Source organism: Streptococcus parasanguinis, assembly GCF_031582885.1.
GTDB lineage: Bacteria > Bacillota > Bacilli > Lactobacillales > Streptococcaceae > Streptococcus > Streptococcus parasanguinis_M.
The window spans coordinates 1,134,465-1,154,580 of the sequence record NZ_CP133988.1; the positions used below are offsets into that span (position 1 = coordinate 1,134,465).

Here is a 20,116-nt window from a genome sequence, read left to right on the forward strand (position 1 = left end):
GAAAAGAATGAAAGGAATTTCATTACATGTCAATGATTGAAATGAAAGATGTTGTCAAAAAGTATGACAACGGGACGACGGCCCTTCGCGGGGTCTCTGTCCAAATTGAACCAGGAGAATTTGCCTACATCGTAGGACCTTCTGGTGCAGGGAAGTCGACCTTTATTCGACTTTTATACCGTGAAGTCAAACACGATAAAGGAAGTTTGAAAGTAGCTGATTTTGATTTGGATAAAATCAAAAAACGCGATATTCCTATGTTGCGACGCAATGTGGGAGTGGTCTTCCAAGATTATAAATTGCTTCCAAAGAAAACCGTTTATGAAAATATTGCCTACGCAATGCAAGTTATCGGTGAGCGCCGTCGCAATATTAAAAAGCGTGTGATGGAAGTTTTGGATCTTGTCGGATTGAAACACAAGGTCCGCTCATTCCCGAATGAATTGTCCGGTGGGGAGCAACAACGGATTGCGATTGCTCGCGCGATCGTCAACAATCCGAAAGTCTTGATTGCGGATGAGCCAACGGGGAACTTGGACCCAGATAATTCATGGGAAATTATGAATCTTTTGGAGCGGATTAATCTGCAAGGGACCACAGTATTGATGGCGACCCACAATAGCCAAATTGTAAATACTTTACGTCACCGTGTCATCGCGATTGAAAATGGTCGTGTAGTGCGTGATGAAGCGGAAGGAGAGTACGGATACGATGATTAGAAGATTTTTCCGACACTTAATCGAATCGCTTAAAAGCTTGAAACGAAATGGTTGGATGACGATTGCAGCGGTCAGCTCGGTTATGATTACCCTTAGCTTGGTTGCTATTTTCGCCTCAGTTATTGCCAATACCATCAAGCTTTCAGATGATATTCAAAATAGTGTGCGGGTTGTAGTATACATGCGCAAGGATATTCAAGATCAGAGCGAGCAGATTGAAAAAGACGGTCAAACCGTGACCAATGAAAACTACCATAAGGTCTACGATGCTCTGACAGCCATGAAGCATGTCGACAAGGTTGATTTTTCTAGCAAGGAAGAGCAGTATGATAAACTGATCAAAACGGCTGGGAAAAACTGGAAGATTTTTGATGGAGATGCCAATCCTCTCTATGATGCTTATTATGTAGAGACAACAGCTCCTAAATATGTAAAGCAAGTTTCGGCTGATGCCAAAAAAATTGAAGGGGTCTCTGAAGTTAAAGATGGTGGGGTCGATACCCAACGCTTGTTCGCTCTTGGAACCTTCATCCGAAACTGGGGCTTGATTGGTGTAGCTTTATTGATCTTCATCGCAGTCTTCTTGATTTCGAATACCATTCGGATTACCATCATTTCACGTAGTCGTGAGATTAAGATTATGCGATTGGTAGGAGCAAAAAATGGCTATATTCGTGCACCATTCCTTTTAGAAGGTGCTTGGATCGGTCTTTTGGGAGCCTTGGTTCCTTCAGCTTTGGTCTTCTACGTTTATAATGTTGTCTATACGTCAATGAACAATAATTTGGCAGATCAAAACTTGTATCTCTATAGTCCTCATCTCTTGGTACCGATCATGGTCGGTGGCCTCTTTGGATTAGGAATTTTGATTGGAGCGATTGGTTCTTCAATCTCCATGAGACGTTTTCTTAAGATATAATAAAAAAGCAAGTTCACACTTGCTTTTTTTGTCTACTTCTATGAGGACAGGAAGGATGATAAGGACTCTTTAGGATTGTCTAAAGAAGGGATTGAACATCTTCTCGTGACCAATAGAAGTCTCAGGGCCATGCCCGGGATAGACAGTGTAGGAAGATGGAAGGGTAAAGAGCTCTTCTCTGATACTGCTAAGTAACTGTGTCGCGTTCCCTGTCGGAAGATCGGTCCGTCCGATGGTTTCGCGAAAAAGGGCATCACCGGATAGAACCAGGTGATCCTCAGGAAAGACGATAGAGACTCCTCCTGCAGAGTGGCCTGGTGTCTCCAGAACATAAAAGTGGAAATCGGCTATTTGGTAATCGGAGCGAATGTCATAAAGGAAGTCGGCCTCCTTGCATACAACATCTTCTAAATCCGCATGACGATCCAAACCAGATAAATTATCGAAAGGAGAAGACAACCAGCTGGCTTCTGCTGAATGGACATAAACAGGTGGGAAATGATAGGTCTGACGAACCTTTTCAAGACTCATAATGTGATCGTAATGGGTATGGGTTAAAAGAATCGCTACGATTGGTTTTCCGATGCGATCTATTTGTTTTTGAATAGTCGCCCAGTCGCTACCTGGATCGACAAGAATGAGGGAGTGGTCATTTTCAAGGTAGTAGGTGTTTTCATAAGCTACAGGATTAACAGTACGATAGATTTTCATAAGGACTCCTTTCTAGAATAGTGTATCAAATTGCAAGGAAAATAACAGGATTGAAGTCAACATGAAAGGAGAAAAAAATCTGCAGAGCTTGCTCAAACGTGATATAATTTTAAGTATTATGACAAGACAGAAACGGAAATATGCCATTGTGGATCTGGAAGCGACCAGTGCTGGAAGCAATGCTAAGATCATTCAGGTTGGGATTGTCATCATTGAAGATGGTAGGATTAGGCAATCCTATGAGACGGATGTGAATCCCCATGAACGATTGGATGAGCATATCAAACAATTGACTGGCCTGACAGATGCTCGCTTGAAAAAAGCACCAGAGTTTGCACAAGTGGCAAAAGAAATTTTTGAATTAATAGAAGATGCCGTCTTTGTGGCCCATAATGTCAAATTTGATGCGAATTTATTGGCAGAAGCCCTTTTTTGGGAAGGATTTGAGCTAACGACTCCTCGGATTGATACGGTTGAATTGTCTCAAATTTTCTATCCGACTTTAGAACGCTACAATTTAGGAGCGCTTGCGGCTGAACTGGAAATTGAGTTGCACCATGCTCACTCCGCTCTAGCGGATGCTATGGCAACAGCCCAGCTGCTGTTGAAATTGAGAGAGAAAATTGCGAGCTTGCCAAGAGGATTGATCGAAAAACTTCTTTCGATGGCAGAGTGTTTGATTTATGAATCACGACTCTTAATAGAAGATGCGCTTGAAGACAGTAGCCTTTTTTTACCAGCTCATTTAGTAGAAGTTCATGGTCTCTATCTGCGAAAGCCACAGCAGTTTTTAGAAAGTCGTCATTTGTCTGAACAGTTTGAACTCAATATGCAGCTGTTGGGAATGGAGGCTTATCCAGAGCAGAGAGAATTTGTTGCCTATATCGAGGACAGTTTGCAACAGCCACTTCCAAGTTTTATTGAAGCGCCAACGGGTATCGGGAAGACCTATGCCTATCTATTAACGCTTTTGGCGAAAACCTCCAAGCGCATTCTTGTCAGTGTTCCCACTAAAATTCTTCAAGATCAAATTATGAAGAAGGAAGGAAAGACCATCCAAGATCTTTTCCAAATTCCCTTTCATAGCCTGAAAAGTCCCAAGGATTACATCCAACTCGATAAATTTTATGAGGCCTTACAGAGTGAGTCAGATAATGGGATGATTCGACGCTTTAAAATGCAACTCTTGGTTTGGCTGACCATGACAGAAACGGGAGAGCTCAGTGAAATTGGCCAACTCTATCGTCATCTTCATTTTGTAGCTGACATTTGCCACGATGGTCAATTGTCGAAGCGTTCGCTTTTTTATCAGGAAGATTTTTGGCGCCTCGGCCAGGAAAAAGTGAAAACCAGCCGGGTAATTCTGACCAATCATGCCTATCTGTTAACTCGTCTAGAAGATGATAAGAGTCTACTTCAAGAGTCTGTTCTGGTAGTGGATGAAGCGCAAAAACTCTTCTTTGCTTTAGAACAGTTTTCACAGAGAGAAGAAACCTTGCAATCACTTCTTCTAGGCTTGCAACACGCCATCGAAGAGGAAAAAGATCTTCTGCAACGGCGTTTGCTGGAAAGTATTCAATTTGAATTAAATGCCTGCTCTAAGGAAGTTGTACAAGGAAAAACAGCGATCTTATCAGATCAAACAGTGGCAAAAATTCGACAGGATGTATCGGAATTAAAAAACGAATCTTTAGAGAATCTAAGGGAATTGTTTGATGAGCGATACCAGATTTTTTGGATGGACAAGGAAGTGGTCGAAAGCCACCAGATTCTTCGTCTCCATGGAGGAGTTGAGGACTTGCTATCCTTTAAGGAGTTTGTGCCTGAAGAAGTACCCGCGCTCTTTGTATCAGCGACGATCGCGATCAGTAAAAAGGTGCATTTACCTGCTCTTTTAGGATATCAAGAGCAGCAGATCTACCGGGTGCCAATAACAGTCAAACAACACCAGGAATTGTTGGTGCCGATAGATTTTCCAGATGTCGTTTCTTTATCTTCCGTGGAGTATGCAGGAGAGATTTGTCAGCTCATCGATGAACTCCTTCCTCTAAGAAAACCAATTTTTCTTTTGTTTACCTCAAAAGAATTGTTACTGGAGACGTCAAACGCATTGAAGTTTCCTCATTTGGCCCAGTATCGAAATGGCGATGCAGCTAATATTAAGCGACGATTTGACCGAGGAGAAAGCTCTATTTTATTGGGAACAGGAAGCTTCTGGGAGGGTGTCGATTTTTCCCAACAAAAAGAAGTGATTCAAATCATCACGCGCCTTCCTTTTGACAACCCCAAAGATTATATGGTTCAAAAGCTGAATACCCAACTCAGAGAACAGGGGAAAAATCCCTTTTATGACTATAGCCTTCCGGTCGCGATTTTAAGGCTCAAACAGGCTATTGGGAGAACCAGCCGTTTTCAAGACCAGGAATCGTTGGTCCTCTTATTGGATCAGCGAGTGGTGACCAAACGATATGGAAAACAAATATTAGATGGTTTGCAGCAAGTGTTGCCCCTTCATACGACAGTGAGAGAGCGGCTTGTTGAGCAAGCAGCTGCCTTTTTTGAAAGGAATTGAGAGAATGAAAAATAAAGGATTTGGACTTGCAATTGCATTTGTACTGGCTCTTTGCGCCATGTTTTTGGGAACTTTCTTTCCCATCATTGGCTCCAGTGTCTTTGCTTTGATTTTAGGAATTGTCCTCAATGAATTAGTAGATTTGCCGGAGAATTCACGACCAGGACTGAACTGGTCCGGTAAGAAATTATTGCAGTATTCGATTATCTTCATGGGATTTAGCTTGCCGATTGCGACGGTTGCCTCTACAGGCTTGTCTTCTTTGAAGATTAGTCTGCCAACGATAACAGTTGCTTTTCTTGCAGCGATGATCTTTGGGAAAGTCTTCCATCTGAAATCTCACTTACGGACCTTAATTGGATTTGGAACGGCTATTTGTGGTGGATCTGCTATCGCAGCAGCTGCGCCGATCATTGAAGCAGACGAAGAGGAAATTGCCTTATCTATGTCAACCATCTTTTTCTTCAACATTTTGGCTGTCTTTATCTTTCCAGTATTAGGGCATGTATGGCATATGTCTAATTTTCAATTTGGCCTCTGGTCAGGAACAGCCATTAACGATACGTCATCAGTTGTAGCAGCAGCGTTTTCTTATAGTAAGGCGGCGGGTGAAATGGCGACCATTGTTAAGTTGACACGCGCCCTGATGATTGTACCAGTTTGTTTGGGCTTGATCGGTTTAAAATGGTATCGGAGCAAGCAACAAGGAAGAAACAAAGGAATGTTAAAGAAAATTATTCCTTGGTTCATCATTTGGTTTATTGTGGCTTCTATTCTTTCATCTATCGGCTTTCTACCTAAAGTGGTTCTTCCTTACCTAAAGGACCTTTCTCACCTCTTTATGGCCATGGCCTTGGTCGGAATCGGAAGCAAGGTTTCTTGGAAACAGTTCCGTGCAGCAGGAGCAGCCCCTCTTTTAGTAGGGTTGATTGCTTGGTTTTGTGTAGCAGGATCTAGCTTGGTTCTACAAATGTTGTTCTATTAATTGATTTTATGATTCTCACAGAAAGGAACGTGAATGAAGAAACATCATTTTTGGACGATTCACCTGGATTATTCGATCATTGGGATTGTCTTCACCCTTCTTATGATTGGGATCTTATCTGTTTATGTAGCAGTTTCTCATGACTATCCCCAAATGGTGTGGCCTTTTTTAGGGCAGCAATTGGCCTGGATTGGTGTGGGATGCGTCATTTGCCTGATTGTGACGATTTTTAGCACGAAATTTCTTTGGAAAATCACTCCCTTTCTTTACCTGCTTGGCCTAGCCTTGATGGTTCTTCCTCTTGTGTTTTATAATCCCAACTTGGTAGCTTCAACAGGAGCTAAAAACTGGGTGGCATATGGGAAGATCACCTTATTTCAGCCCTCAGAATTTATGAAGATCCCCTTCATCCTGATGCTGTCACGCTCTATTGTCCGATTTTTACAAAGAAATAAGGGGCGTGAGCGATTATTACGACAAGATTGGTTTTTGATTCTAGAGTTGACCATCTATACGATTCCGGTATTTGCCTTATTGGCTCTCCAGCAGGACTTGGGAACGGCCTTAGTATTCTTGGCCATCTTTGCGGGCTTAGTGCTCGTTTCAGGAGTTTCCTGGAAAATTATCTTGCCGGTCATCTTGCTTCTAGCAGGTGGGCTAGCAGGCTTTCTCTTCCTCTTTCTTTCAGAAGGGGGACGGGCTTTTCTGCACCAACAATTAGGGATGCCAACCTATCAGATGAACCGTATTTTAGCCTGGTTAAATCCTTTTGACTATGCACAAACCACCACCTACCAGCAGGCACAAGGACAGCTAGCTATTGCTAGTGGTGGTCTCTTTGGGCAAGGCTTTAATGTCTCCAATTTATTGGTTCCCGTACGGGAAAGCGATATGATTTTTACGGTCGTCGCAGAAGACTTTGGCTTTGTTGGAGCTCTGGTGCTGTTGATTTTATATGTGACCCTGATTTACCGCATTTTAAAAATTACCCTCCAGTCCAATAACCAATTTTATACCTATATTTCCATCGGATTTATCATGATGCTGGTCTTTCATATTTTTGAAAATGTCGGAGCAGTAACGGGTCTTCTCCCTTTGACGGGGATTCCCCTCCCCTTTATCTCACAAGGTGGATCGTCTATTATTAGTAATCTGATTGGTATTGGTCTGGTCCTCTCAATATATAATCATAGTAGCAAAAAGAAAGAGCCAGAAGAAGGGCCTCCAATCCGTAAAAAAGTAGTCCTTAAAAAGGCGCAATAGATAGAAAGAAGAAATGAAAATGAAAAAAGTAGCAACGATTTTAGCAAACGGTTTTGAAGAAATTGAAGCCTTGACCATTGTCGATGTTTTGAGACGCGCTGGGATCGACTGTGACCTTATTGGCATGGAAGAAACGGTCACAGGTTCTCACCAGATCACAGTGCAAGTCGATCGCCTCTGGAATGGGGACCTGTCAGATTATGATGGAATCTTCTTGCCAGGTGGGATGCCAGGAGCTGCAAATTTGCGTGATAATCCGGAATTGATTGCAGCTCTTCAAGAAGAAAGTAGGAAGGGAAAAATCATTTCTGCGATTTGTGCAGCACCAATTGTCTTGGCGCGTGCCGGCCTCTTAAAAGATAAACACTATACGTGTTACGATGGTTTTGAAGAAGAGATTCAAGATGGACACTATCAGAAAGAAACAGTAGTGAAAGACGGGAATCTCTTGACCAGTCGTGGTCCTTCAACTGCGCTTGCCTTAGCCTATGCCTTGGTAGAGCAATTTGGAGGAGATGCCCAAAGCCTTCGTCAAGGAATGCTCTATCAAGATGTCTTTGGAGATGCTTAAAAGAGCTCTTTTGGGCACCATATTTTCTGGTGAAAGTTTACATTCTATGACGGGAAATGACTTCTCTATGATTTAAAATGAAATGACCGTAAAAAATGGCTAAAATCCCCCCTAAATGAGGGTTTTAGCTTATTTTTTTTGTCCATTTGTGGTATAATATTGACTATGAATTATCATGATTTTATATGGGATCTTGGTGGGACGCTATTGGATAATTACGAAACGTCCACAAATGCCTTTGTAGCGACATTGAAGGACTTTCACATCCAAGCCGATCATGATTCTGTTTATGCAGCATTAAAAATCTCAACACAGGATGCAATTCAAACCTTTGCACCTCATATTTCCAATTTTCGTACGGAATACAAGAAAAAAGAAGCCTTGGGCTTGCAAGAGCCGGTCTTATTTGAGGGAGCAAAAGAGTTACTAGAAGAGATCCAAGCACATGGAGGACGCCATTTTTTGGTATCTCATCGGGATCGCCAAGTTTTGACCCTTATTGAACAGACAGGCATTGCACCCTACTTTACGGAGATTGTAACGGCAGACGAGGGCTTTCCTCGAAAACCAGACCCAGCCTCTATGCTTTATTTGAAGGAAAAATATGGTATTCAAGACGGTCTGGTCATCGGAGATCGTCCGATCGATATAGAAGCTGGAAAGGCTGCAGGGCTTTCGACCTATTTATTTGATTCCATGCCACACTTACACCAGTTTATATTTGAATAGAAAAGGGAAATTATGACAGAGGATAAACAGCAAGAAAATCAAGCACAAGAATATGATGCCAGTCAGATTCAGGTCTTGGAAGGACTAGAAGCCGTTCGGATGCGTCCGGGAATGTATATTGGATCTACCTCAAAAGAAGGTCTTCATCATCTGGTCTGGGAAATCGTTGATAACTCGATCGACGAAGCCTTAGCTGGTTTTGCTAGCCATATTGAAGTTTTCATTGAAGCAGATAATTCGATCACGGTTGTCGATGATGGTCGTGGGATCCCAGTGGATATCCAAGAAAAGACAGGTCGACCTGCCGTTGAAACTGTCTTTACAGTGCTTCACGCGGGAGGAAAATTTGGCGGAGGCGGCTACAAGGTATCTGGTGGTCTTCACGGGGTAGGATCTTCCGTAGTAAATGCCCTCTCCACATCCCTCGATGTTCGTGTCTATAAAAATGGCAGTATCCATTACCAAGAATATCGACGCGGACATGTTGTAGATGATTTAAAGATCATTGGAGAAACAGACCGCACAGGAACAACCGTCCACTTTATTCCAGATCCAGAAATCTTCACGGAAACGACTGAGTATGATTTTGAAAAATTGAACAAGCGGATTCAAGAATTAGCCTTTCTAAATCGTGGTTTGCGTATCTCCTTGACGGATAAGCGAGAAGGCCTGGAGCAAGAAAAGCATTACCACTACGAAGGCGGGATTTCTAGTTACGTTGAATACATCAATGAAAACAAAGATGTCATCTTTGAAACTCCGATCTACACAGATGGGGAAATGGATGATATTACTGTTGAAGTAGCCATGCAATATACCACCGGCTACCATGAGACGGTCATGAGTTTTGCCAATAATATCCATACTCATGAAGGTGGGACGCACGAACAGGGCTTCCGTACAGCTCTCACTCGTGTCATCAATGATTACGCTAAGAAAAATAAACTCTTAAAAGAAAATGAAGACAATCTAACTGGGGAAGATGTTCGAGAAGGCTTAACAGCAGTTATCTCAGTTAAACATCCAAATCCACAGTTTGAAGGACAAACCAAGACCAAACTTGGAAATTCAGAAGTTGTTAAAATTACCAATCGACTCTTTAGTGACGCCTTTTCGGATTTCCTTTTGGAAAATCCACAAATAGCTAAGAAAATCGTCGAAAAAGGGATTTTAGCAGCGAAAGCCCGCGTAGCTGCTAAGCGGGCGCGTGAAGTGACTCGTAAGAAATCAGGACTTGAGATTTCCAACCTACCTGGTAAATTGGCAGATTGTTCTTCAAACAATCCAGAAGAAACAGAACTCTTTATCGTCGAAGGGGATTCAGCCGGAGGATCTGCAAAATCAGGTCGAAATCGGGAATTCCAGGCAATTCTTCCAATCCGTGGTAAGATCTTGAACGTTGAAAAAGCAAGTATGGACAAGATTCTTGCCAATGAAGAGATCCGTAGTTTATTTACTGCTATGGGAACTGGATTTGGTGCCGAATTTGATGTTACAAAAGCGCGTTACCAAAAATTAGTGATCATGACCGATGCCGATGTCGATGGCGCTCATATCCGAACCCTTCTATTGACCTTGATCTATCGCTATATGAAACCAGTCTTGGAAGCGGGATATGTTTATATTGCGCAACCACCAATCTATGGGGTCAAAGTCGGTAGTGAAATCAAAGAATATATCCAACCTGGTGCCAACCAAGAAGCCGAATTAGCTGCAGCTTTGGAACGTTATTCAGAAGGTCGCTCAAAACCAACCATCCAACGCTATAAAGGTCTTGGAGAAATGGATGATCACCAATTATGGGAAACAACCATGAATCCAGAACACCGCTTGATGGCACGAGTATCAGTAGACGATGCTGCGGAAGCAGATAAGATCTTTGATATGTTGATGGGGGACCGCGTGGAACCACGTCGTGAATTTATCGAAGAAAACGCTGAATATAGTACACTCGATGTATAAAATTCACCGAACGCTTCCCATTAATGGATATTTTATGGTATAATTACTAGGATTACGTTCAAGTAATACGATGAAGGAGTTTTTATATGTCTAGTGGACTAATTGTTCTCATCTTTATTGTCGCCCTTATCTTGATTGTAGGATATGTGGTTGCAGTCATTTTGAGAAAACGAAATGAAGCCTTACTGGCAGCACTGGAAGAACGAAAAGAAAAGTTATACAACCTTCCGGTCAACGATGAAGTAGAGGCCGTAAAAAACATGCATTTGATTGGTCAAAGTCAAATTGCATTTCGTGAATGGAATCAAAAATGGGTAGATTTATCCTTAAATTCATTTGCTGATATTGAAAACAATCTGTTTGAAGCGGAAGGCTATAACAATTCTTTCCGTTTCATGAAGGCTAAACAAGCCATTGATAATATCGAAAGTCAGATCCAATTGATCGACGAAGATATCAAGGCGATTCGCAAAGCTCTTTCTGATCTGGAAGAGCAGGAACAAAAGAATAGCGGTCGTGTGGTTCATGCCTTGGATATGTTTGAGGAACTTCAAAAAGAAGTCACTTCAGACCCAGATCGTTATGGCAGTGCGCTTCCTGAAATTGAAAAACAAATTGGAAATATTCAATCTGAGTTTTCACAATTTGTAACCTTGAATTCTTCAGGTGACCCTGTTGAAGCGGCTGAAATCCTTGATACAGCTGAAAATCATATTGTAGCCTTAAAACAAATTGTTGAGCGAGTGCCAGAAATTGTCACTGCCCTTCAAGTAAAACTTCCTGATCAATTAGAGGATTTGGAAAGTGGCTACCGCAAGCTTTTGGAATCTGGATACCACTTCACTGAAACAGATATTGAATCTCGTTTCCAACAGTTGCATGCTTCCTTGAAGAACAATATGGCAAATGTATCTGCCCTTGAATTGGACAATGCCATTTACGAAAATGAACAAATTCAAGAAGAAATCGATGCTTTGTATCACATCTTTACTCGTGAAATTGAATCACAAAAAGTTGTGAAGAAGTTAGTGAAACAACTGCCTGGCTATTTAAAACATGCCAAAGATAACAATAGCAAGCTTGCGGCAGAAGTGGAACGTCTCGGTAAAACATTCGTCTTGAATGAAAGCTTCAGCCAACAGTTAAAAGAGTTGGAAGCTGAGCTATCTTCACAAGAAAATGTGGTAGAAGATGCCTTAAAAGATTCATCTGAAACACAAAAGGCCTATTCTATCGTAGAAGAAGAGTTAGAAGCTATTCAAGCTCGATTGAAAGAAATCGAAGATGAGCAAATTGGCTTAAGTGATTCCCTTTCAAAAATTGAAAAAGACGATGCCAATGCTCGCCAAAAAGTCAACATCTATGCCAATCGTTTGCATGCCATTAAACGCTATATGGACAAACGGAACTTGCCAGGAATTCCTCAAGAATTCTTAGAAATTTTCTTCACTGCAAGTAACAATACAGAAGCTTTGATGGATGAGTTGGAAGGGGATAAAATCAACATCGAATCAACCAATCGTTTGTTGGAAATCTTGACCAATGATATGAATGAATTGGAAGAAGCGGCGTATCGAATTGTTCAAAATGCGACATTGACAGAACAATTGTTGCAATACTCGAACCGTTACCGTTCATTTGACGATCATGTACAGGCAGCCTTTGATGAGTCCCTTTATATTTTCGAAAGAGAGTATGACTATGCGGCTTCCTTCAAAGTCATCTCAGATGCTTTGGAAATGGTAGAAGCAGGCGTAACCGATCGCTTTGTTACTTCCTATGAAAAAACCCGGGAGCAAATTCGCTTCTAATAACAGAAAAATGACCTTTTAGGAGGTCATTTTTTTATCTTCAAATCATCATTGAAACTTGAAATTTAAACCCTATTTTTGTATAGTAAGGGGGAAATAAGAAAGGAAAGCGATGAAAAAAGTAACAGGTCTCCTCGTTATGGATGTGGATGGAACCTTGATAAGACAGGAAGGGATTGATCTACTAGCTCAAGAAGCTGGCGTGGGAGAAAAAGTGGCAGAGATTACAGCCCAAGCAATGAATGGGGAGCTGGATTTTGCAGCATCTTTAGAGGCGCGTGTTGCTTTATTGAAGGGATTAGAGACCTCTATCTTTCCGAAAATTTTGGAGCAGATGGAAGTCACACCGGGTGCTGAAAGCTTAATCACGGAACTGCATCAAAGAGGTTATAAGCTTGGTCTTGTTTCCGGGGGATTTCATGAAGTCATCGACCCCATCGCGAGGTCTTTAGGAATTGATCTAGTCCGAGCCAACCGTTTGCGGACTTCTGATGGCCGTTTGACAGGAGAAGTCCTCGGTGAGATTGTGACTCCTGAAATGAAAAAAGAGGCCCTCCTGACATGGGCGAAAGAAAATCATGTCCCACGAAGTCAGACGATTGCGATGGGAGATGGTGCCAATGATCTTCCGATGATTGAAACAGCCGGTATCGGGATTGCCTTTATGGCTAAGCCACTCGTCGCTGAGCGAGCCCCATATCGTATCGAGAAGAGGGATTTAAGCCTTGTTCTTGAAATTTTAGACCAGCATAGAAAGGAAACAGCGTGCATATCCTACTAGCCCCGGATTCATTTAAAGAATCCTTATCTGCCAAACAAGTAGCAGAAGCCTTGAAAAAAGGATTTCAAGAGGCTCTACCAGATGCAACTTTTGACCTCCTTCCTATTGGGGATGGTGGCGAAGGCACCATGGAAACTCTAGCTGGTGTTCTGGATGTAACGGAGTACCAAACTCAAGTAACCGGACCATTTGGACAGCCTGTTTTAATGTCTTACTACCAAAAAGATGAGATGGTTTTTTTTGAGATGGCTTCACTTGTCGGTTTAGGCTCCATTCCAGCTGAAAAACGAAATCCTCTTGAACTGGAAACACGAGGAATTGGTGAACTTATTTTGCAATTGGTTGACCAAGGGGTTAAAACGATCTGTGTGGGAATTGGCGGTTCTGCAACGAATGATGGTGGGATTGGGATGGCAGCAGGACTTGGGGTAGCCTTCTATGATGACCAAGGTCATCTGCTTCGTCCTGTTGGGGCTTCGCTCGGTCGTGTGGCTAGAATAGATACCAGTGCGATTCCAAAAGCTTTAAAAGACATCGAGCTCCAAGTCTTAACGGATGTAACCAATCCTCTCTGTGGCAGTCAAGGAGCGACCTATATCTTTGGTGGGCAAAAGGGATTGAATCCCCTTCTATTTCCAGCTGTTGATCAGGCTATGCAGGATTTTTACCAGCTAGCAAATGCACGAATATTGTCCATGGCTGGCGCCGGAGCTGGAGGTGGCATGGCTGCTGGCTTGGTCGCTTTTGCGGGAGGTCAGATTTCCTCAGGAATTGAGAAAAGTTTGGATCTAATCGACTTCGATCGTAAGGTTCAAAAAGCGGATCTGGTCGTCGTAGGAGAAGGTAGGATGGACCTCCAATCTTTGTCTGGAAAAGCTCCTGTCGGGGTAGCCAAACGAACACCAGAGAAGATCCCAGTGCTTGCTATTTGTGGCGGCTTAGCAGAGGATTTGCCAGCTTTCCCAAGTCATCATATTGAGGCTGCCTTCTCTATTGTACCAGGTCCTTGTGAGGTGGCAGATGCACTTACTCATGCTGAAAAAAATCTGATTTCCTGTGCTCGAAATATTGGTAACCTCTTAAAAATGAAAGCAAACTAAAAAACCAATTGAAAAGGAAATTCCTTTTCAATTGGTTCTTTCTTTAGCCAAAGAGGCGTTTCCAAAATGATTTTTTTTCAGGTGCTGTGCTCTCTTCTTTCTTTTCAAACAAATTTGGATACTGGAGGCTGATATCGGTTGGAGAAATTCCAGATGGATGATCCGTATGGATGATGAGACCAAAGGGAGAGTGGCTACAGTCATCTGAAACAATGCTTGCCACAAGACCAAGATCCTTTGTTTTTTTCAAATATTGAAGTTGGCTACTTTCATCTAAGGCAGGCGAAATCTTGACCAATACAGGTTCAAAGCGTTCTGAAATGTTCGTAAGAATTGAAGAATAGTGCTCCAAATAGAGATTGTCCCTTGCCTCCTCCAAGGTACATGATGCAATCACACGCTCCTCATATGTCTCCAAAAATCGACGCTGTTCATCAGGATTGAGCCGAGTAGGACCAGCAGCTTTTTCTAAAATCGTTTTATTAATATCTGTCATAAGTTTAGTATAGCATAAAGCGTAGCAGAAGAGTAGAGGAATGCTAAAAAATTAAATAAGGAGGGGAAATGGAAGAAAATAAGGCAGTGGAACCGTTTTCTTGTTAAAAACTTCTCAATTTTCGTAGATTTCCTTGTTTTTTCTTGAAAAAATAGCCTAATTACGATATGATAGAGGAGTAAAAAATATAACTCAATAAGGAGAGTAAGAAATGTCAATTATTACTGATGTTTACGCTCGCGAAGTCCTAGACTCACGCGGTAACCCAACACTTGAAGTAGAAGTTTATACTGAATCAGGTGCTCATGGACGTGGTATGGTTCCATCAGGAGCTTCTACTGGTGAACACGAAGCAGTTGAACTTCGTGACGGTGACAAATCTCGTTACGGTGGTCTTGGTACTCAAAAAGCTGTTGACAACGTAAACAACATCATTGCTGAAACTATCATCGGCTATGATGTACGTGATCAACAAGCTATCGACCGTGCTATGATCGCTCTTGACGGTACTCCTAACAAAGGTAAATTGGGAGCAAACGCTATCCTTGGTGTGTCTATCGCCGTTGCTCGTGCAGCTGCTGACTACCTTGAAATCCCACTTTACAGCTACCTTGGTGGATTCAACACTAAAGTTCTTCCAACTCCAATGATGAACATCATCAACGGTGGTTCTCACTCAGATGCTCCAATCGCTTTCCAAGAATTCATGATCGTACCTGCTGGTGCACCTACATTCAAAGAAGCTCTTCGTTGGGGTGCTGAAATCTTCCACGCTCTTAAGAAAATCCTTAAAGGTCGTGGTCTTGAAACAGCCGTAGGTGACGAAGGTGGATTTGCTCCTCGTTTCGACGGAACTGAAGATGGTGTAGAAACTATCATCGCTGCTATCGAAGCTGCTGGTTATGTTCCAGGTAAAGACGTATTTATCGGATTTGACTGTGCATCATCAGAATTCTACGATAAAGAACGCAAAGTTTACGATTACACTAAATTCGAAGGTGAAGGAGCTGCTGTCCGCACTGCTGCTGAACAAATCGACTACCTTGAAGAATTGGTAAACAAATACCCAATCATCACTATCGAAGATGGTATGGATGAAAACGACTGGGACGGTTGGAAAGCTCTTACTGAACGTCTTGGTGGTAAAGTTCAATTGGTTGGTGACGACTTCTTCGTAACAAACACTGACTACCTTTCACGTGGTATCGAAGAAAAATGTGCTAACTCTATCCTTATCAAAGTTAACCAAATCGGTACTCTTACTGAAACATTCGACGCTATCGAAATGGCGAAAGAAGCTGGTTACACTGCCGTTGTATCACACCGTTCAGGTGAAACTGAAGATTCAACAATCGCTGACATCGCAGTTGCAACAAACGCAGGACAAATCAAGACTGGTTCACTTTCACGTACAGACCGTATCGCTAAATACAACCAATTGCTTCGCATCGAAGATCAACTTGGTGAAGTAGCTGAATACCGTGGATTGAAATCATTCTACAACCTTAAGAAATAATCTAGTTTACTAGACTAAAAAGATCCTTGAGTTTTCTCAAGGATCTTTTTTGCTTGTGGTAAACAAAAATTCCTCAACCAGATAGTTGAGGAATCGTCTTATTAGAACAAGCCTTTGATTTTGTCCAAGGCACCGCTGACCATTTCATTTCCAGATACAAGCCCTTTGGCTTGTTCAAGGTAGTCGCCAAGGTTGTCTTTGTTGTCATCAACAAATTTCTTTGCAGCGTCGAAATCTTTCTTTTCGATCATTTCTTTCACTTGGTTAAATAAGTCCAATGGATTCATGTTAGGATCTCCTAAAATATAAGTTGTGAAGTCAGGCTCACGCCTTTTTCTCATCTATTTAATCATTTTTTTAGAGGTTTGACAACTAAAACGACTTAATGAAAAACCGTACAAACGGCCTCTGGAACATAGAAGTCGTCGGATAGAAGGGTCAATTTTCCGCTAGCAGAATCCCGCTTGAAGACGGTGGCATTAGGTGAATCTTGATGGGCTGCGATCAAATAGTTTTGATCAGGACTAAGCGTGAAATCACGTGGATTGAGCCCTTGAGTTGGAACAATTTCAATGAGTTCTAGGCTACCATCAGCCACGACTTTGAAGACAGCGATGGAATTGTGAGCACGGTTAGATGCATAGAGGAATTTTCCATCAGCTGAGAGCTTGATCGCAGAAGCCCATTTTTGACCATCGTAGTCTGATGGAAGTGTAGAAACAGTTTGGAAGTGTTCGAATTCACCCATACCGTCATAAAAGAGCACATCGATCGTAGCATTTAACTCATTGATGAGATAAGCAGTCTTATAGTGAGGATGAAAGACCAGGTGACGAGGTCCTGCCCCTGGAGCTGTTTGATACTGATTGATCAGGGTCAGTTTTCCTTCCTCACTGACATCATAGACATGTAAACTGTCTGTTCCTAGGTCACACGTGATCAGGTACTGATCTGGTGTAAGGTCTGCATAGTGGGTATGTGGACTTGCTTGATTGGCATGAGGACCACTTCCTTGGTGGGTATCTTGATCGACAAAGGACAAACGCCCATCTGCCTCTATCTTATATACGAGAACTTGGCCTTTGTGATAGTTGGCTCCATAGACCAGTTGACGCTTGTCATCGACAGAGACATAGCAGAGTGGTGCTCCCTCTTCAACGACGTGATTGAGTGGCTGAAAATCAGCTGTAAAGCTTGCGATTCCTCCTTTACCCTCTTCAGCTCCGACACTGTAGAGGTTGCCTTTTTCAGAAAAAGCGATATAGGTTGGATTGGGCTCAGCTGCCACTAGTTCAAGATGGCTCAATGTCCCTGTTTCAGGGTCAAATTGTGCCTTGTAAATTCCTTTGGATTCTTTTTTGGTATAGGTACCGAAATAAATGGTTTGAGACATAGGTCACCTCGTATGATTTGTTAGGTTTATTATATCAAAGGTCCTATTGGAAGGCAATTGCTAGTTGAAAAGGGGAGGGTCTTTCTTTCTTATTTTGCTAGTTTTTTCGTAACTTCAAGCTCAAAAAATGCTAAAATAGAAACAGATTGAAATGAAAAGGAGTTCTCTGTGGATAATAAAGAAAAACAGTTTAGTTTGTCCTGGTTTTTTAGATGGTTTTTAGACAACAAGGCCATTACCGTATTTTTAGTTACCTTGCTGTTGGGCTTGAATCTTTTGGTTTTGAGTAAAATCACATTTATTTTTATTCCTATTTTTGAGTTTGCAGGAGCCGTCATGCTGCCTGTTATTATCTCTGGTTTGCTCTATTACCTGCTCAACCCCATTGTTGACTTTCTTGAAAGAAAAGGACTCAAGCGGATTTTTGCGATTTCCTTCGTCTTTTTCTTGATTGCAGTGCTTTTAATTTGGGGTCTAGCTGTAGTGATTCCATCCGTCCAACGACAAGTGGTGAGTTTCTTTCATAACCTGCCAACTTATTTGGAAAAGGCCAATGCAACCATCGATGATTTTCTAGATAATCGCGTCTCCTCAGATATCAAACCCCAATTAGATGAGATCACTAAGGAATTGTCAGCAAACATTACTTCTTGGGCGAGTTCGATCTCTGGGCGGGCTGTCAATTGGGTCAGCAACTTGATCGGAGTGGCTTCGCAAGTCATTGTTGCCTTGATCATCATGCCTTTTATTGTCTTTTATCTTCTTCGAGATGGAAAAAATTTAAAGGGCCACATTGTTCGCTTCTTACCGACTAAGATTCGTAAATCGGCTGAACAGGTTCTCTCAGATGTCAACACCCAACTCTCCAACTACGTTCGAGGGCAAATTACGGTAGCTATTGTCGTCGCCATTATGTTCATCATCTTCTTTAAGATCATTGGCTTGCGCTATGCGGTGACACTAGGGATCTCTGCAGGGATCTTGAATTTGATTCCTTACTTGGGTAGTTTCTTAGCCATGTTACCTGCCTTAGTATTGGGCTTGGTAGCAGGACCAGAGATGTTTATCAAGGTCTTGATTGTATTTGCAGTGGAGCAAACCATTGAAGGACGTTTTGTATCACCTTTGGTTTTGGGAAGCCAGTTAAATATCCATCCGATTACCATTTTATTTGTGCTCTTGACATCAGGATCTATGTTTGGAATCTGGGGAGTTTTCCTTGGAATTCCAGTCTATGCATCTGCTAAGGTGGTGATCGGAGCTATCTTTGAATGGTATAAGGTCGTCAGTGGCTTGTATGAAGAACATAATGAAGTAGAAGAGGAAACACAGAGTGAGTCATAGTCAACAAATGGTAGAGGCTCTCGATCGGCAAGAGCTAGAAGAGGCAGAAGTTCAATTTCAACAGGCCTTGTTAGAAGATAGTGAAGCACAATTATTGGATTTAGGTCAATGTCTTGAAAGTATCGGTTTTTACCCTCAGGCAAAAGAGATCTATGAACAGATTGCAGAAACCTATCCAGAAGTGTATCTAAGTTTGGCAACCATCCTTGCAGAGGAAGGCCAAACAGAAGAGGCCTTTGCTTATTTAGAAGAAATTGCCCCAGACTCTAACTGGTATGTGGCCAGTCTCTTGGTTAAGGCGGATCTCTATCAGATGGAAGGCCTAGCAGATGTGGCGCGTGAAAAATTAGTTGAAGCTGCTCATTTGTCTGATGATCCCATCATTCAATTAGGGCTAGCTGAAATTGATCTGGAATTGGAACGCTACCAAGAGGCTATCCAAGAGTATGCCCAGTTAGACAATCGGGAGATTTTGGAAGCAACAGGAATTTCCACCTATCAACGAATTGGTTTTGCCTATGCCAATCTTGGTAAGTTTGAAGCAGCTGTTCCCTTCTTAGAGAAAGCTCTGGAGATTGAGTTTGATGACCAGATTGCTTACGAATTAGCGACCCTATTGTCTGACCAAGAAGAATTCCAAAAAGCCCTGATCTACTACAAACAAATTGATACCTTGTCGCCTGATTTTGAGGGCTATGAGTATGGTTATGCTTTGGCTTTACAGGCTGAAAATGACCGTGAAAAAGCGCTTGAGATTGCTAAACAAGGGATCCAGAAGAATCCATTTGATGCCCAATTGAAGCTCCTTGCTTCTCAGCTTTCTTATGAACTCCACCAACCTGAGCAAGCAGAAGCTTATCTATTAGAGGCTAAAGAAGTGGCAGATGATCTCGAAGAGATTGCTCTTCGCCTGACCACTCTTTATTTGGAACAGGAACGCTTTGACCAAGTCTTGGCTTGGCAAAATGAAGAAGTCGAAACAGTTGTCACTCGGTGGAACATTGCCCGTGCCTTGGCTGCCTTGGAGAAAACAGAAGAGGCCGTCTCAGCCTACCAAGAGCTCTATGAGGATTTAAAGGACAACCCAGAATTCCTCGAAGCCTATGTTTATTTGTTGCGTGAGGCTGGAGATGTGACGAAGGCGCGTGAAGTGGCTAACCAGTATTTGGCCATCGTACCAGACGATGTGCAGATGCAAACCCTCTATGATAGCCTCTAATCAAAACCATATCGTGAAGATTCGG

The 20,116-nt window shown here is 42.2% G+C and carries 18 protein-coding genes; 14 read left to right on the top strand and 4 right to left on the bottom strand.

All coding sequences use genetic code 11. The features are described from left to right. The first annotated feature begins 26 nt into the window (after nt 1-26). Together ftsE and ftsX are read left to right on the top strand one after the other, a co-directional pair. On the top strand, nt 27-719 hold the full coding sequence (gene ftsE, locus RDV49_RS05350; protein WP_003008021.1) for a cell division ATP-binding protein FtsE: 693 nt from the start codon (nt 27-29) through the stop codon (nt 717-719). Beyond that, complete coding sequence (gene ftsX, locus RDV49_RS05355; protein WP_003008018.1) at nt 712-1,638, top strand: permease-like cell division protein FtsX; 927 nt, start codon at nt 712-714, stop codon at nt 1,636-1,638. Before ftsE ends, ftsX begins: the two co-directional genes overlap by 8 nt. 69 nt (nt 1,639-1,707) lie before the next feature. On the opposite strand, the gene RDV49_RS05360 is transcribed toward ftsX, so the two are convergent. Next, nucleotides 1,708-2,349 (bottom strand): MBL fold metallo-hydrolase, encoded by a 642-nt coding sequence (locus tag RDV49_RS05360; protein ID WP_003008015.1) that lies wholly within the window; start codon nt 2,347-2,349, stop codon nt 1,708-1,710. 118 nt (nt 2,350-2,467) lie between these two features. Here RDV49_RS05360 and RDV49_RS05365 point away from each other — a divergent pair, with 118 nt between their 5' ends. From RDV49_RS05365 to RDV49_RS05405, 9 genes are all read left to right on the top strand, one after another. Then, complete coding sequence (locus RDV49_RS05365; protein WP_037608387.1) at nt 2,468-4,921, top strand: bifunctional DnaQ family exonuclease/ATP-dependent helicase; 2,454 nt, start codon at nt 2,468-2,470, stop codon at nt 4,919-4,921. A gap of 4 nt (nt 4,922-4,925) precedes the next feature. Then, on the top strand, nt 4,926-5,906 hold the full coding sequence (locus tag RDV49_RS05370) for a YeiH family protein (RefSeq protein WP_037607984.1): 981 nt from the start codon (nt 4,926-4,928) through the stop codon (nt 5,904-5,906). Nucleotides 5,907-5,939: 33 nt separating this feature from the next. Then, nucleotides 5,940-7,169, top strand: coding sequence for an FtsW/RodA/SpoVE family cell cycle protein (locus RDV49_RS05375; protein ID WP_003008006.1), 1,230 nt, complete (start codon nt 5,940-5,942; stop codon nt 7,167-7,169). Between the two features lie 19 nt (nt 7,170-7,188). Then, nucleotides 7,189-7,740: a DJ-1 family glyoxalase III gene (locus tag RDV49_RS05380; RefSeq protein WP_031574058.1), complete on the top strand. Its 552-nt coding sequence runs from the start codon at nt 7,189-7,191 to the stop codon at nt 7,738-7,740. 165 nt (nt 7,741-7,905) lie between these two features. Further along, nucleotides 7,906-8,469, top strand: coding sequence for an HAD-IA family hydrolase (locus tag RDV49_RS05385; RefSeq protein WP_003007999.1), 564 nt, complete (start codon nt 7,906-7,908; stop codon nt 8,467-8,469). A gap of 12 nt (nt 8,470-8,481) precedes the next feature. After that, a complete protein-coding gene (gene gyrB / locus RDV49_RS05390; protein ID WP_003007997.1) occupies nt 8,482-10,431 on the top strand; it encodes a DNA topoisomerase (ATP-hydrolyzing) subunit B in 1,950 nt (649 codons plus the stop codon). An 86-nt stretch (nt 10,432-10,517) separates the two neighbouring features. Further along, nucleotides 10,518-12,242 carry a septation ring formation regulator EzrA gene (gene ezrA / locus RDV49_RS05395; protein ID WP_003007994.1) on the top strand — a complete coding sequence of 575 codons (1,725 nt, stop codon included), beginning with the start codon at nt 10,518-10,520 and terminating at the stop codon, nt 12,240-12,242. A 112-nt stretch (nt 12,243-12,354) separates the two neighbouring features. Next, entirely contained in the window at nt 12,355-13,023 is a 669-nt protein-coding gene (gene serB / locus RDV49_RS05400; protein WP_003007992.1) for a phosphoserine phosphatase SerB, read from the top strand. Continuing rightward, nucleotides 13,008-14,123, top strand: coding sequence for a glycerate kinase (locus RDV49_RS05405; protein WP_003007988.1), 1,116 nt, complete (start codon nt 13,008-13,010; stop codon nt 14,121-14,123). The genes serB and RDV49_RS05405 overlap by 16 nt, the downstream gene beginning before the upstream one ends. 43 nt (nt 14,124-14,166) lie before the next feature. Here the strand turns inward: RDV49_RS05405 and RDV49_RS05410 are convergent, their stop codons facing one another. Further along, the gene (locus RDV49_RS05410; RefSeq protein WP_003007986.1) at nt 14,167-14,619 is read right to left on the bottom strand and encodes a DUF1694 domain-containing protein; all 453 of its coding nucleotides are present in this window, start codon (nt 14,617-14,619) and stop codon (nt 14,167-14,169) included. A gap of 211 nt (nt 14,620-14,830) precedes the next feature. On the opposite strand from RDV49_RS05410, the gene eno reads away from it, so the two are divergent. Continuing rightward, entirely contained in the window at nt 14,831-16,135 is a 1,305-nt protein-coding gene (gene eno, locus RDV49_RS05415; protein ID WP_003007984.1) for a surface-displayed alpha-enolase, read from the top strand. A 101-nt stretch (nt 16,136-16,236) separates the two neighbouring features. On the opposite strand, the gene RDV49_RS05420 is transcribed toward eno, so the two are convergent. Both RDV49_RS05420 and RDV49_RS05425 read right to left on the bottom strand, forming a co-directional pair. Beyond that, nucleotides 16,237-16,422 (bottom strand): hypothetical protein, encoded by a 186-nt coding sequence (locus tag RDV49_RS05420; protein ID WP_003002861.1) that lies wholly within the window; start codon nt 16,420-16,422, stop codon nt 16,237-16,239. Between the two features lie 95 nt (nt 16,423-16,517). Continuing rightward, nucleotides 16,518-17,528 carry a lactonase family protein gene (locus RDV49_RS05425; RefSeq protein WP_003007979.1) on the bottom strand — a complete coding sequence of 337 codons (1,011 nt, stop codon included), beginning with the start codon at nt 17,526-17,528 and terminating at the stop codon, nt 16,518-16,520. A gap of 168 nt (nt 17,529-17,696) precedes the next feature. Here RDV49_RS05425 and RDV49_RS05430 point away from each other — a divergent pair, with 168 nt between their 5' ends. Further along, nucleotides 17,697-18,872: an AI-2E family transporter gene (locus RDV49_RS05430; protein WP_003007977.1), complete on the top strand. Its 1,176-nt coding sequence runs from the start codon at nt 17,697-17,699 to the stop codon at nt 18,870-18,872. After that, the gene (locus RDV49_RS05435; protein ID WP_003007975.1) at nt 18,862-20,091 is read left to right on the top strand and encodes a tetratricopeptide repeat protein; all 1,230 of its coding nucleotides are present in this window, start codon (nt 18,862-18,864) and stop codon (nt 20,089-20,091) included. Before RDV49_RS05430 ends, RDV49_RS05435 begins: the two co-directional genes overlap by 11 nt. Nucleotides 20,092-20,116: the final 25 nt, after the last annotated feature.